General features: G+C 37.6%; 15 protein-coding genes. 9 read left to right on the top strand and 6 right to left on the bottom strand.

All coding sequences use genetic code 11. The features are described 5' to 3' along the window. The first annotated feature begins 16 nt into the window (after nucleotides 1–16). Complete coding sequence (gltD, locus tag MKX47_RS15235) at nucleotides 17–1,498, top strand: glutamate synthase small subunit (protein ID WP_340775781.1); 1,482 nt, start codon at nucleotides 17–19, stop codon at nucleotides 1,496–1,498. Nucleotides 1,499–1,821: 323 nt separating this feature from the next. Here the strand turns inward: gltD and MKX47_RS15230 are convergent, their stop codons facing one another. The 5 genes from MKX47_RS15230 to MKX47_RS15210 all read right to left on the bottom strand — a co-directional run bounded on the left by MKX47_RS15230 (nucleotide 1,822) and on the right by MKX47_RS15210 (nucleotide 4,741). Continuing rightward, nucleotides 1,822–2,364: an isochorismatase family protein gene (locus tag MKX47_RS15230; protein ID WP_340775777.1), complete on the bottom strand. Its 543-nt coding sequence runs from the start codon at nucleotides 2,362–2,364 to the stop codon at nucleotides 1,822–1,824. A 127-nt stretch (nucleotides 2,365–2,491) separates the two neighbouring features. Further along, complete coding sequence (locus MKX47_RS15225; protein WP_340775775.1) at nucleotides 2,492–3,019, bottom strand: hypothetical protein; 528 nt, start codon at nucleotides 3,017–3,019, stop codon at nucleotides 2,492–2,494. Nucleotides 3,020–3,183: 164 nt separating this feature from the next. Next, nucleotides 3,184–3,576: a hypothetical protein gene (locus MKX47_RS15220; RefSeq protein ID WP_340775773.1), complete on the bottom strand. Its 393-nt coding sequence runs from the start codon at nucleotides 3,574–3,576 to the stop codon at nucleotides 3,184–3,186. A 696-nt stretch (nucleotides 3,577–4,272) separates the two neighbouring features. Next, on the bottom strand, nucleotides 4,273–4,563 hold the full coding sequence (locus MKX47_RS15215) for a hypothetical protein (protein WP_340775771.1): 291 nt from the start codon (nucleotides 4,561–4,563) through the stop codon (nucleotides 4,273–4,275). A gap of 37 nt (nucleotides 4,564–4,600) precedes the next feature. Further along, on the bottom strand, nucleotides 4,601–4,741 hold the full coding sequence (locus MKX47_RS15210) for a hypothetical protein (RefSeq protein WP_340775767.1): 141 nt from the start codon (nucleotides 4,739–4,741) through the stop codon (nucleotides 4,601–4,603). Between the two features lie 496 nt (nucleotides 4,742–5,237). Here MKX47_RS15210 and sufC point away from each other — a divergent pair, with 496 nt between their 5' ends. The 6 genes from sufC to MKX47_RS15180 all read left to right on the top strand — a co-directional run bounded on the left by sufC (nucleotide 5,238) and on the right by MKX47_RS15180 (nucleotide 10,820). Beyond that, nucleotides 5,238–6,020 (top strand): Fe-S cluster assembly ATPase SufC, encoded by a 783-nt coding sequence (sufC, locus tag MKX47_RS15205; RefSeq protein ID WP_340775764.1) that lies wholly within the window; start codon nucleotides 5,238–5,240, stop codon nucleotides 6,018–6,020. Between the two features lie 18 nt (nucleotides 6,021–6,038). Beyond that, nucleotides 6,039–7,346: a Fe-S cluster assembly protein SufD gene (gene sufD / locus MKX47_RS15200; RefSeq protein ID WP_340775761.1), complete on the top strand. Its 1,308-nt coding sequence runs from the start codon at nucleotides 6,039–6,041 to the stop codon at nucleotides 7,344–7,346. Beyond that, on the top strand, nucleotides 7,346–8,575 hold the full coding sequence (locus tag MKX47_RS15195; protein WP_340775758.1) for a cysteine desulfurase: 1,230 nt from the start codon (nucleotides 7,346–7,348) through the stop codon (nucleotides 8,573–8,575). Before sufD ends, MKX47_RS15195 begins: the two co-directional genes overlap by 1 nt. After that, a complete protein-coding gene (gene sufU, locus MKX47_RS15190; protein WP_340775756.1) occupies nucleotides 8,565–9,005 on the top strand; it encodes a Fe-S cluster assembly sulfur transfer protein SufU in 441 nt (146 codons plus the stop codon). The genes MKX47_RS15195 and sufU overlap by 11 nt, the downstream gene beginning before the upstream one ends. A gap of 75 nt (nucleotides 9,006–9,080) precedes the next feature. Continuing rightward, nucleotides 9,081–10,478, top strand: a complete 1,398-nt coding sequence (gene sufB, locus MKX47_RS15185; RefSeq protein WP_340775754.1) for a Fe-S cluster assembly protein SufB — start codon at nucleotides 9,081–9,083, stop codon at nucleotides 10,476–10,478. 198 nt (nucleotides 10,479–10,676) lie between these two features. Then, nucleotides 10,677–10,820 (top strand): hypothetical protein, encoded by a 144-nt coding sequence (locus MKX47_RS15180; protein WP_340775751.1) that lies wholly within the window; start codon nucleotides 10,677–10,679, stop codon nucleotides 10,818–10,820. Between the two features lie 42 nt (nucleotides 10,821–10,862). Here the strand turns inward: MKX47_RS15180 and MKX47_RS15175 are convergent, their stop codons facing one another. Then, nucleotides 10,863–11,180, bottom strand: a complete 318-nt coding sequence (locus tag MKX47_RS15175; RefSeq protein ID WP_340775748.1) for a thioredoxin family protein — start codon at nucleotides 11,178–11,180, stop codon at nucleotides 10,863–10,865. Nucleotides 11,181–11,290: 110 nt separating this feature from the next. On the opposite strand from MKX47_RS15175, the gene MKX47_RS15170 reads away from it, so the two are divergent. Continuing rightward, on the top strand, nucleotides 11,291–12,142 hold the full coding sequence (locus MKX47_RS15170; protein WP_340775744.1) for a DUF72 domain-containing protein: 852 nt from the start codon (nucleotides 11,291–11,293) through the stop codon (nucleotides 12,140–12,142). Nucleotides 12,143–12,182: 40 nt separating this feature from the next. Then, entirely contained in the window at nucleotides 12,183–13,547 is a 1,365-nt protein-coding gene (locus MKX47_RS15165) for a bifunctional metallophosphatase/5'-nucleotidase (RefSeq protein WP_340775741.1), read from the top strand. The last annotated feature ends 40 nt before the right edge of the window (nucleotides 13,548–13,587 follow it).

Genomic DNA, 13,587 nt, shown 5'->3' with positions numbered 1-13,587 from the left:
TAGGAGGGGTTCTAGCATGGGAAAATCAACAGGATTTATGGAATTTAAGCGTGAAAAGGTTCAGGAAAAAGCACCACTAGAGCGTATTTCGAGCTGGAATGAATATACGAGCAAGCTACCAGACGATAAATTACAAACACAGGGAGCGCGCTGCATGGATTGTGGTACACCATTTTGCCATATGGGGATTGAAATACGCGGTACGGCAGCAGGTTGTCCGATTAACAACGTCATCCCAGAGTGGAATGATTTAGTGTATAAGGGACAATGGGAGGAAGCATTGAAGCGTCTGCATATGACGAATAACTTTCCAGAATTCACAGGGCGCGTATGTCCAGCCCCTTGTGAAGGTTCTTGCACGCTTGCGATTACAGACCCAGCTGTTGCGATTAAATCTATTGAACGTACGATTATTGATAAAGGCTTTGAAAATGGCTGGGTAACACCGCGCGTACCAGAAATTCGCTCAGGCTATAAGGTAGCGATTGTTGGTTCAGGTCCAGCGGGCTTAGCGGCGGCTGATCAATTAAATCAAATGGGGCATTCGGTTACAGTATTTGAACGCTCTGACCGCTTCGGTGGCCTATTAATGTACGGGATTCCCAATATGAAGCTTGAAAAGGAGCTTATTGAACGCCGTGTGAATTTATTGTCATTAGAGGGCATTCAATTCATAGCGAATACAGAAATCGGCAAAGATCTGACAAAAGAACAGCTACAACAACAGTTTGATGCGGTTATTTTATGTACCGGTGCGCAAAAGCAACGCATATTGCATATGGAAGGCAGCGATGCGGGCAATATTCATTTAGCGATGGAATATTTAACGGATGTGACAAAAAGCTTACTAGATTCTAATTTTAAAGATAATAAAGCACTCAATGTAAAAGGCAAGGATGTCATCGTTATTGGCGGTGGTGATACGGGGGCAGACTGCGTGGCAACTGCGCTTCGTCAAAATTGCCGTTCTGTCTACCAATTCGGTAAACACCCACAGCAAGCAACAACGCGGACAGAGGATACAATGTGGCCAAAAGACCCGAATCTTTACACATTGGATTACGCGTATGCAGAGGCGGATGCGAAATACGGTCGCGATCCACGTGAATACTGCATTCAAACAACCAAAATTGTGAAGGACACAAAGGGCAATCTGAAAGAGCTGCACACCATCCAAATGGAAAAAATCCTCGGTGAAGATGGCTTCCATTTCTTTAAGGAGCTGCCAGGCACAGAAAAAGTATGGCCAGCACAGCATGTATTCGTAGCCATTGGTTTCGAAGGCGCTGAGAAAGAAACGCCAGCGCATTTCGGTGTGGAATTCACAAACAACCGAATCCGTGCATCTATTAAAGATTACGAAACAAGTGTACCCGGTGTATTTGCAGCAGGTGATGCACGCCGCGGGCAAAGCTTAGTTGTATGGGCGATCAAAGAAGGTCGCGCTGTAGCAGCAAGCGTGCATTATTATTTGCAGGAGCAAGCGAAGAAATTTTAATTATTAAGGGGCTCTTTAATTGGAGTGCCCCTGTTTTGGTTTGTTTTTAAGGGGTTTTTAGTGTGTGCTGGATTTAGAACGGGTAGTAATATGCATAGTTTTATGCATTATTTGAAATTGTGCAGCGTTTAAAAAATATGCTTAAACTGTTGCTAGATGTGGGTTTATAGTAGGGTGTATAAAATGATGTATAAGTAATAGTGCAAAGAAAAGAGCGACAAATACTGATTTGACAGTGTTTGCCGCTTTTTGGAGTGTTCCCAAACTTTGATTTGGGAACGTTATTTAACTTATAGGTGTATAAGATATTCAAGCAATTTTTCTTAGATTATGTTTTTGGGTTTATATTCTTCAACATATTCTTCGTAAGCTAAAACTTCAATAGCATTTGACCAATGTAATACAGTCCCTACGAAATCTTTGATATCTAAACCTGGCATTTCATAAGTTTCGTCCGTATTAACAGTTCCAGTGGCATTTTCAATAAATGTGACTGTATAACCTCTATCAAACGCTGCAATAGCAGTAAATAAGCAACAAAATTCCGTATTAAAACCTGTAATAAAAACGTGGTCTACACCTAATTTTTCTAATGTACCCTGAAGTTCTGTGTTATAAAATGAACTTGGCGTTTGTTTTTCTATTACATATTCAGCATAGTCTTTTAACGAATTATGTAATTCAGAACCAATAGAATTTTTATACAAACCACTTTCTTCTTCGTCATCTAAATGTTTCATAAAAATTACTGGCATATTCGCTTCTTTGAAATCTTTAATTATATTTTCCATAAGCGAAAGTTCTTCTTCAAAATCCCCTAAATTGACAATGCCATTTTGTACATCAATAACTAAAAGTGCTTTCATTATTTCAACTCCTAATGATTGTTATAAGAACATAATTCTATATATCGGGCATTATATCCTTTTATTGGAATCAAAAAGGCTCCCTAAGTGTCATTTGGGAACGTTATTTTGCATGTCTTTGTATAGCTCAAATAAATGTATCAATTGAACTCGAAGTCGGTTTTACTTGCTGCTGTGCTTCTGCTTTTAAGCTTCTCCAAGTATCCATATAAATCGCCATAAATTTACTTTCCCTCTTCATCTCATCCTTTGTCATTACACCTGTCCAGCCTGTATTCGGAGAGTAATTTGCAATTTCTTGACCGCTTGCATCTTTAATTTTCATATACGAAATTTGATTACGTTTATTCATCGGAACCTGCTGAAAGCTTTTGGCGATATAGCCTTTACGGTCTGGTGATGCAACAGAAACATAGCTATTTTTCAACGCACGATAAGCTGTATTATTTTCGCCACCACATTTTCCTGCTTCAAAATCTTTTTTAGCCTGATTACGAATTGCTTCTTCATACGCTTCTTCGCTCATAGCAGGAGCTGTTTTCGTTGTCATTGAATCAATTCCGTTAAATTGTGGTGTCATCATCGGTATCTTTTTATCAGATACCTCGACCCCTAATAGTTTTAATGTCATTTCGTTGATACCTACTGACCTCATTTCAAACATCCCCTTTTGAAATTCATTATTACTTAAACTATCGGCTAATATATCTTAAGTTAATAGGTAAAGATGATGTGGGACTCATAAAGAACATTCCCAAAGCGTGGTTGGGCACTTTTTTGAAGTATTTGTTACACTAAAGCACTCCGTTAGTTGAGTTATTACAAACTAATTTCTTCACCTATACTTATAGCATGTAAAGGATTTTTTTCCTTTGATTTTAACGATTCAATGAAGTCTGAAGTTAAGTCCTCTTTGTTAATAATTATTCTTGTAGAACCAGATACTTCACCGTTTAAAAAAATGGGTTCAATGGATTCTGGATTCTTAAGTCGTTGATAAAAAAAACTGTCTAAAACAATAGTAGCATAACTAAAATTGCCTGTATTGTTAGTGAATTGATAGTTAACTTCAATAATAAGTTCGTCATTATTTTCCTCTATCTCATAGGTGAAACTTTTTACTTCTGCACTTTTATTAGGAAATAAAATCCACACTAAGCACAATAAAAAAATCACAGATATAATGAAAATTATTACTTTGTTTCTTTTCAAAAATTCACCCCCATTTTATTTTATTAAACTGCTGCGTTAGTTGAAGTATAACCTACCCAAACCCTCGTTTGGTCACTTTATTTAACTATGAGGTGCATAAGCTTTTATCATAAAATCAAACTATGATTTCGTGAACTTCGCCTGTAAAAAACAACTTTAATCCAATCAATGAAATTATGATACCAATATAAAAGGGCCATAGGTTATCTTCTTTTTCTTTATCAAATGTAAAGTAGGTTAGTATACAAAAAATCAGAGTAATTATGGATAGACCGTATTTCGGGAAAAGAAATGCCAATATACTAAGAACAAGCGCTATCATGCCATATGGATTTTGGATTCGAATATGCTTCATTTGTTCCTCAGTTAATTCCACATCTGTGTCTCCCCAAATATCAAATTTTTTCATTTTGTTAAGAAAATCAATTATTTTTTTAAAGATATGCATAATTCTCCTTTACATTAATAATAATTTCTTACCTACAGTACGAAATAACAAATATAAAAGTTTCAAAATTTTGGGATTTTTATTTTAATAAAGTGTTTAATCCCGTTCCATTGTAAATTGTTTTAGGTTATTGTAAAAACAAACCTTCCCAAAGCGATGTTTAGGAAGGCTTTAAAATACCAACCACTAAATAAACCACTAGTTTGAAGTATGATTCCCTATTAATTCATCAAAATACTTTTACAGGCTTATTTAATCATTGCTATTAATTCAAGATTGGACATAGAGAAAAATGCATTTAATCTTTTAACAATGCTTTCACGAACTTCAGCTTCCTTTTCAGCATCGATCGCTTCAGGATATGCAAATGTAATGCCCATCGTACCTTCGTCTGGTGGGTTTAACATCACACCTGTACCTGTAATCAAAGCATTTGTCATTGCCGAAAAATGTAAGATAGCGTTTTGCAAAATTAATTGTTCTCTTTCAGTTAGATCTTGTTTAGAAATCCCATCAACTACTACTTTAAAATATGACAAATTATGTCCCCCTTTAAAATGAACTATTATCTTTACTCTATGATTTCTTTTGTTGAGCGATTTCTTTGAGTAAAGAAATTATTTCTTTATCTCGTTTACTATTTTCTCTCAATTTTGCATCAATAGATAAACAAGAAATGGCTATAATAATTACCCCGATAGTAATAATAAATTCCAATTCCCTTAACACCTGCCTCTAGGTCAAAATAGATTTAACTAATTTTACCAAATATTCTATGGATCATCACTATATGCTAGCGATTTCTTTAAAATAATGGGGAAAAATTGAGGATTCGCAAATATAAGTTGAAAATCGCAAATATCCCAGAAAGATCGCAAATAAAATTAAAAAATCGCAAATAAACGATCTGCAGCGCACAACATGGTTTGCTTTTCAACTTTCTTTCTCCAGTCAATGACAATCCTGTGAATTCAATTAAATAAGTGAAATTGATTCTCAATTGAAAGATTATTATTGAAAATGAAAAAGGCGTACAAAGCACTGTATTAATAGTAGAAACAACTTAAATAAACACGTTGCTTAAAAGAAATAAAGATTTTTTAATTAAAATCATTCTAAACTATTTGCAACCAACATTCATTTCGGGTAAGATTGGTTATGAAATTAATTTAGCATGCATGTGTCGTGCAAATGAACATTTGGAGGTAATTTAATGACAACTTTAGAAATTAAAGATCTTCACGTTGAAATCGACGGAAAAGAGATTTTAAAAGGTTTAAACCTTACAATTAACACAAACGAAGTACACGCGATCATGGGTCCAAACGGTACTGGTAAATCAACTTTAGCTTCAGCAATTATGGGTCACCCTAAATATGAAGTAACGCAAGGTGAAGTACTTATCGATGGTGAAAACGTATTAGAAATGGAAGTAGATGAGCGCGCAAAAGCTGGTCTATTCTTAGCAATGCAATACCCATCAGAAATCCCTGGTGTAACAAACGCTGACTTCTTACGTTCTGCAATTAATGCACGTCGTGAAGAAGGCGATGAAATTTCATTAATGAAATTCATCCGCGAATTAGACAAAACAATGGACTTCTTAGAAATGCCAGAAGAAATGGCACAACGTTACTTAAACGAAGGCTTCTCTGGTGGTGAGAAAAAACGTAACGAAATTTTACAAATGATGATGATCAAACCAACATTCGGTATTTTAGATGAAATCGACTCTGGTTTAGATATTGACGCATTAAAAGTAGTATCTAAAGGGATCAACCAAATGCGCGGTGAAGGTTTCGGCTGCTTAATGATCACGCACTACCAACGTCTACTTAACTACATCACACCTGACAAAGTGCACGTAATGATGCAAGGTAAAGTTGTGAAATCTGGTGGCGCTGAATTAGCTCATCGTTTAGAAGCAGAAGGTTACGACTGGATTAAACAAGAGCTAGGTATCGAAAATACGGACGCGGTAACAGAAGAAGCATAATTAAGGAGGACGACGAAGATGACGGTTGAAACAAAATTAGCGTTATCAGCAGAAGAAGTACGCTCGTTCTCAACAACAAATAATGAGCCAGCAGCATTTGCTGATTTCCGTGTAGCTGCAATTGAAAAAGCGGCTTCACTTGAATTACCAAAGCCAGACAGAACAAATATTTCAAAGTGGAACTTCACTGATTTCCCAGCGCATACTGTAGAAAGCACACCATTCGCCACTTTAGACGAAGTGCCTGCAGAAGTGAAAGCAGTAATCGATGCAGAAACACAAGAAAATTTATATATTCAACGCAATAATACACCAGCATTCATCAAAGTTTCTGAAGAACTTACGAACAAAGGTGTTATTTTCACAGATATTCAAACAGCTATTCGCGAACATGCGGATTTAGTAGAAAAGTATTTCATGACAACAGCTGTAAAAGTAGATGAGCATAAATTAACAGCGTATCACGCGGCATTAGTGAACGGCGGTATTTTCGTTTATGTGCCTCGTAACGTAGTCATTGATGCACCATTACAAGTTGTTTTCTTAAATGATAATGCAGAAGCTTCTTTATTCAACCACGTATTAGTGGTAGCAGAAGAATCTTCAGCAGTAACATATGTAGAAACATATATCTCTACATTTGAAGAAGCAAAAGGCCAAGTGAACGTTGTGTCAGAGGTCATTGCAAAAGATAATGCACAAGTGACATTCGGCGCGGTAGATAACTTAGCTCATGGCTTTACTGCTTATGTAAACCGTCGTGGTCACGCACTGCGCGATGCAAAAATTGACTGGGCATTAGGTTTAATGACAAACTCAGATACAGTTTATGAAAATACAACAAACTTAATCGGCGATAACTCTACTTCAGACTTCAAAATGGTAACAGTAGGTAGCGGCGATCAAAAATTAAACTTTACAACATTAATTCGTCAATGGGGTAAAAACTCAGACGGTCAAATTTTAAAACACGGTGTTATGAAAGACGCCGCACAATCAATTTTTAATGGTATTGGTCACATTATGCATGGTGGTACAAAAGCAAATGCTGAGCAAGAATCTCGCGTATTAATGCTTTCTGAAAAAGCACGTGGTGATGCCAACCCAATTCTTTTAATTGATGAAGACGATGTAACAGCAGGACACGCTGCATCTGTTGGACGTGTTGACCCAACTCAACTGTACTACTTAATGAGTCGTGGTATCTCAAAAGCAGAAGCAGAGCGCCTTGTCATTCATGGATTCCTTGCGCCAGTTGTTACGAACCTTCCAATCGAAGGCGTTAAAAAACAGCTGACGGAGGTTATCGAAAGGAAAGTTCGATAATGATAGCAAAAGACATTAAAAGCTATTTTCCGATTTTAAATCAGGAAATTAATGGTCATCCTTTAGTGTATTTAGATAGCGCTGCGACTTCGCAAAAGCCTATCCAAGTAATTGAAGCATTAGAAAACTATTATAAGCTGGACAATTCCAATGTTCACCGTGGTGTGCATACACTTGGGAACCGCGCAACGGATTCGTATGAAGGTGCACGTGAAAAAGTTCGTAAGTTTATTAATGCAAGCTCTACGCAGGAAATTATTTTTACTCGTGGTACAACGACTTCATTAAACACAGTAGCGTCAGGCTATGGCCGTCAAAATATTGTGGAGGGTGATGAAATTGTCATTACGCACATGGAACATCACTCGAACATTATTCCATGGCAACAGCTTGCAAAAGAAAAAGGCGCGGTACTGAAATACATTGATCTAGAAGCAGATGGCACTCTTTCATTAGAAAAGGTACGTGCAACGATTACGCCAAAAACGAAAATCGTATCTGTCATGTATGTTTCAAACGTATTAGGTACAATCAATCCAATCAAAGAAATCGCGAAAATTGCCCATGAAAATGGTGCAATCATGGTAGCGGATTGCGCACAAGCAGCGCCACATATGAAAATCGATGTTCAAGATTTGGATGTAGATTTCGCGGCTCTTTCTGGGCATAAAATGTGTGCTCCTACTGGAATTGGGGTACTATATGGTAAAAAAGCGCTTCTTGAAAACATGGAACCGGTAGAATTCGGTGGAGAAATGATTGATTTTGTAGGTTTACAAGAATCGACATGGAAAGAGTTACCGTGGAAGTTTGAAGGCGGAACACCAATCATTGCAGGTGCAATTGGTTTAGGTGCAGCCATCGACTTTTTAGAGGAAATCGGCTTAGACAATATCGCTGCACATGAGCACGCGTTAGCAGGCTATGCAATGGACAATCTGTCTACGATTGAAGGCTTAACGATTTTCGGACCACGTGACCCAATGCAACGCTGCGGACTTGTAACATTCAACTTAGACGATGTGCATCCTCATGATGTCGCAACCGTTTTAGATATGAGTGGAATAGCCGTACGTGCTGGACACCACTGTGCTCAACCGTTAATGAAGTGGCTTCAAGTAACAGCAACGGCGCGTGCAAGCTTCTACATGTACAATGACGAAGCAGATATTGATGCATTAGTAGCTGGATTGCGCTCAGCGAAGGAGTATTTTGGCGATGTCTTTTAATAACTTAGATCAACTATACCGTTCTGTAATTATGGATCACTATAAAAACCCTCGTAATAAAGGGTCTTTAGATGAAAATACAGTAACAATTGATATGAATAATCCAACTTGTGGGGATCGTATTCATTTAACTTTAAAGCTAAACGATGGCATCGTAGAGGATGCAAAATTTGACGGTGAAGGCTGCTCAATTTCCATGTCTTCTGCATCAATGATGACACAAATCGTTAAAGGCAAAAAATTAGACGAAGCTTTAGAACTAGCGGAGATTTTCTCGAAGATGATGTTAGGTGAAGACTTCAATGATGAAAAATATGATCTTGGCGATGTAGAGGCACTTCAAGGTGTTGCAAAATTCCCAGCTCGTATTAAATGCGCAACATTGGCTTGGAAAGCAATGGAAAAGGGCGTAAACAACGAAATGAAATAATGTAAGCGAAGGGGAATGTCCGAGAAGTAATTTTTAGACAGCCCCACTTCTCAAATGATGAACGGAGGAGACAACATGGCTAAAAAAATGCCTGATATCGGCGATTACAAATATGGCTTCCATGATAAGGACGTATCGATTTTCCGTTCTGAGCGTGGATTAACAGAAGAAATCGTTCGTGAAATTTCCAATATGAAAGAAGAGCCACAGTGGATGCTTGACTACCGCTTAAAAGCTCTTAACAAATTCTATGAAATCCCAATGCCTCAATGGGGTGGCGACCTTTCAGCGTTAAACTTCGATGAAATTACGTACTACGTAAAACCATCTGAAGCTACGCAAAAGTCTTGGGATGAAGTACCTGAAGAAATTAAAGCAACATTCGATAAATTAGGTATTCCTGAAGCAGAGCAAAAATACCTTGCAGGTGTATCTGCTCAGTACGAATCTGAAGTAGTTTATCATAACATGAAGCAAGATCTTACAGATATGGGGATTATCTTCAAAGATACTGACTCAGCGTTAAAAGAAAATGAAGAGATTTTCAAAGCACACTGGGGTACAGTCATTCCTTACACGGACAATAAATTCGCTGCGTTAAACTCAGCGGTTTGGTCTGGTGGTTCATTCATCTACATGCCAAAAGGTGTTAAATTAGATACACCTTTACAAGCTTACTTCCGTATTAACTCTGAAAACATGGGGCAATTCGAGCGTACGCTAATTATCGTAGACGAAGATGCATCTGTACACTATGTAGAAGGCTGTACAGCGCCGGTTTACACATCGAACTCACTACATTCAGCTGTAGTAGAAATTATCGTTAAAAAGAATGCATATTGCCGTTATACAACAATCCAAAACTGGGCTAACAACGTATACAACCTCGTTACAAAACGTACGGTTGTAGATGCTGGTGGTACAATGGAATGGATCGACGGTAATATTGGATCTAAATTAACAATGAAATATCCGGCATGTATCCTTAAAGGTGAGGGCGCTCGTGGTATGACATTATCAATCGCTATCGCGGGTAAAGGTCAACACCAACACGCAGGTGCGAAAATGATTCACTTAGCACCAAACACGTCTTCAACAATCGTTTCGAAATCGATTGCAAAACAAGGCGGTAAAGTAACGTATATGGGTCAAGTAAAATTCGGTAAGAACGCTACTGGCGCTCGTGCAAATATCGAATGTGACACATTAATCATGGATAACGCGTCTACTTCAGACACAATTCCATACAACGAAATTTTAAATGATAATGTATCTTTAGAGCACGAAGCGAAAGTTTCAAAAGTATCTGAAGAGCAATTATTCTACTTAATGAGCCGTGGTATTTCTGAAGAAGAAGCGACAGAAATGATCGTAATGGGCTTCATTGAGCCATTCACAAAAGAATTACCAATGGAATATGCAGTAGAAATGAACCGTCTGATCAAATTCGAGATGGAAGGTTCTATCGGATAATTCACTTACTCTAACACTTGCTGTTATTATGCAGCAAGTGTTTTTTTAGTGCTTTCAAGAACAATTGTGTTGAAATCGTGAAAATTTGGTGATGAAAAAGGAAATTCATAGCGATAGTTTTGAGGTAATCATTTACAATACCTGTATTAGATGGAATAATAGATAGTATACATAATGAACATAAAGGAGCGATTTTTTATGGAAAATTTATTTTGGCCAATTACACTAGGCGTACCAGCTGTTGTATTAGTCGTAGCAGTTGGCGTTATCTTTTGGGCATTAGGACAAAAGAAGAGTGGCAAGCTTTGGAAGAACGAAGAACATGAGGGTATCATTAAATAATAAAAAATGCTTCAAACGCTTAAGTCGCGTTTGAAGCATTTTTTATTTTAAACCTGTGATAAAGCGCTCGATTTCTTCTTGTGTTTTGCGGTCTTTACTAACGAAGCGACCTAGTTCAATATCATTTTCATAAGCAACAAAGCTTGGAATCCCAATGACATCTAGCTCGATGCAAAGATCGATAAATTGATCACGGTCTACTTTCACAAATTGAAAATCTGAATATTTCTCTACTACTTCGGGCATAAATGGATCGATAAATTGACAATCCGGACACCAATTTGCTGTAAACTCGAAAATAACAGGCTTTGCACCAGCTTTAAATTGTTCAAATTCATTTAATGATTGTAAAATATGCATAAAACTTATTCTCCTTTTTTCTATTAGTATGCTTGGAATGAATGAATTTTGCAATGAATTCGTATAGAGAATAAGAGTTGTAGTACAATCAAATTGAAGAGGTGAACGGGATGATTGCAATCGGATTAACTGGCTGGGGAGATCACCCCGATGTCTATAGCTCCGTGACAGCAGCAAAGGATAAATTATTTGATTATAGCGGACATTTTCCAGTAGTGGAGTTGGATACATCGTTTTATGCGATTCCTTGTGTTGAAAATGTGGAGAAGTGGTGTAATGATACACCGGACACATTTCAGTTCGTAGTAAAGGCGTATCAAGGGATGACCGGGCATTTACGAGACGAAATCCCATTCGAAACGCGCAATGATATGTTCAATGCGTTTCGTGCATGTGCAGATGCTTTCCAAAAGCATGGAAAGCTCGCAATGGTACTCGTACAATTTCCGCCGTGGTTTGATTGTCAGACGAAAAATATAAACTATATTCACTATATTAAGCAGCAGCTAGCTGATTATCCAGTAGCCATCGAATTTCGCAACCAAACTTGGTATAGCGCACAGCTGAAGGATAAAACTTTGGCCTTTCTTAAGGAAAATGAATTGATCCATTGTGTGTGCGATGAACCACAAGCAGGAAGTGGCTCAGTCCCATTTGTGCCAATTGCTACACATGATCAGGCACTTGTACGGATTCATGGACGCAATGTGCACGGTTGGCGTAATATTGGTCATGGTGAAAACTGGCGTAAGGTGCGCTTTTTATATGATTATAATGAACAAGAACTACAGCAACTTAGTGAGCAAGTAAGATTTTTAAATAGCCAAACGGAACAAGTAATTGTCCTGTTTAATAATAACTCGGGTGGACATGCAGCGAAAAACGCCAAACGAATGCAACAAATGTTACAGCTTGAATTTGAAAACTTAGCACCAAAACAGCTAGGCTTATTTGGAGACTGAGTATTATTTGTGGTAAAAAATTTTAAAAGAGGTGGCAGTTGTGCGAGAACATATTCATTTTTTTCATACGAATGATTTACATAGTCATTTTACGTATTGGAAACGTAGTCAGCATTTTATTGAAGCAACGCGAAAAATGCTCGCAGAACAAGGAGAGACGAGTTTTTTAGTCGATTTAGGAGATCATCTAGATCGCTCGAATTTATATACAGAGGCCACGCTTGGACATGGCAATGTCAAAATGCTAAATGATGCCCACTATGACGTCGTAACATTAGGCAATAATGAAGGCATCACATTGGGGCATGAGGAGCTGTATCATCTGTATGACGAGGCACAATTTGAAGTAATTATTAATAATTTATTTGCTACTCAGCAGGAAAACCCCCAGTGGATGAAGCCGTATACGATTTTGACAACTCAATACGGAACAAAAATCGCCGTTTTAGCTGCGACAGCACCTTTTGAAGTGTTTTATAAGGAGCTTGGCTGGGAAGTGACTACCCCAAGAGCAGAAATCATTAAATGGGCCTATGCATTGCAGCAGGAGGTAGATTTGATTGTTTGTCTATCCCATCTAGGCATTACGGAGGATGAGCTGCTTGCACAAGAATGTCCGATTATTGATGTTATATTTGGAGCGCATACACACCATGTCTTTGAAAATGGACGGATTGAAAACGGAGTACTGCTAACAGGCGGTGGAAAATTTGGACAATTTACAGGTCATTTACAATTGGTATTTGATCATACATCAAGACAACTAGTGAAAAAGTCAGATCATTTGTATGAAAATGCCCTATTACCAGAAGCTCCCGGTGAAACGGCATGGTTACAAGACATCCAGCAGCAAGCAAAGCAAATGTTGGCGCAACCGTTATTTTATACAGCGAAGTCTCATAATAAAGAATGGTTTCATCGTTCACAGCTCTCAGATTTGTTTGCAGAATGTTTGTATGATTATACGAATTCAGATTGTGTCATGTTTAATGCAGGAATATTTGTCGAATCGTTGAAAAAAGGCTATGTTTCCAAATATGATATTCACAAAATTTTACCGCATCCGATAAATGTATGTGTAGTGCATATTACAGGTAGGGAGCTAAAGGAAATCTTTGTGCAATCTGAAAATAAAGATTGGCCACGACTTGAATTAAAAGGTCTCGGTTTTCGAGGCGTTATTTTCGGTAAAATGTTGAATTATGGATTGAAGATGAATCATGAGCGTGAATTATTTATTAATGGTATACCTGTTAGGGCAGAGCAGGAGTATCGTTTAGCGACATTGGATTTATTTACATTTGGCTTCTTTTTCCCAAGCTTTAAATATGCAAAGAAAGAGTATTTTTTACCACAGTTTATACGGGATGTTTTTCTAGATTATTGTGTGAAGAAATTCGCATAATTTTATAAATATACCTTTTCACCGAATATTTATAATTATA

Source organism: Solibacillus sp. FSL R7-0668 (assembly GCF_038006205.1).
Taxonomy (GTDB): Bacteria; Bacillota; Bacilli; order Bacillales_A; family Planococcaceae; genus Solibacillus.
The sequence above is the reverse complement of the archived record's forward strand: the minus strand, read 5'-3'. Positions and strand labels throughout refer to the sequence as shown.

What these genes read in the sequence shown, in the direction of transcription:
- gltD (WP_340775781.1), top strand. Translation starts at nt 17, where the DNA reads ATGGGAAAATCAACAGGATTTATGGAATTTAAGCGTGAAAAGGTTCAG.
- MKX47_RS15230 (WP_340775777.1), bottom strand. Translation starts at nt 2,364, where the DNA reads ATGAAAGCACTTTTAGTTATTGATGTACAAAATGGCATTGTCAATTTA.
- MKX47_RS15225 (WP_340775775.1), bottom strand. Translation starts at nt 3,019, where the DNA reads ATGAGGTCAGTAGGTATCAACGAAATGACATTAAAACTATTAGGGGTC.
- sufC (WP_340775764.1), top strand. Translation starts at nt 5,238, where the DNA reads ATGACAACTTTAGAAATTAAAGATCTTCACGTTGAAATCGACGGAAAA.
- sufD (WP_340775761.1), top strand. Translation starts at nt 6,039, where the DNA reads ATGACGGTTGAAACAAAATTAGCGTTATCAGCAGAAGAAGTACGCTCG.
- MKX47_RS15195 (WP_340775758.1), top strand. Translation starts at nt 7,346, where the DNA reads ATGATAGCAAAAGACATTAAAAGCTATTTTCCGATTTTAAATCAGGAA.
- sufU (WP_340775756.1), top strand. Translation starts at nt 8,565, where the DNA reads ATGTCTTTTAATAACTTAGATCAACTATACCGTTCTGTAATTATGGAT.
- sufB (WP_340775754.1), top strand. Translation starts at nt 9,081, where the DNA reads ATGGCTAAAAAAATGCCTGATATCGGCGATTACAAATATGGCTTCCAT.
- MKX47_RS15180 (WP_340775751.1), top strand. Translation starts at nt 10,677, where the DNA reads ATGGAAAATTTATTTTGGCCAATTACACTAGGCGTACCAGCTGTTGTA.
- MKX47_RS15175 (WP_340775748.1), bottom strand. Translation starts at nt 11,180, where the DNA reads ATGCATATTTTACAATCATTAAATGAATTTGAACAATTTAAAGCTGGT.
- MKX47_RS15170 (WP_340775744.1), top strand. Translation starts at nt 11,291, where the DNA reads ATGATTGCAATCGGATTAACTGGCTGGGGAGATCACCCCGATGTCTAT.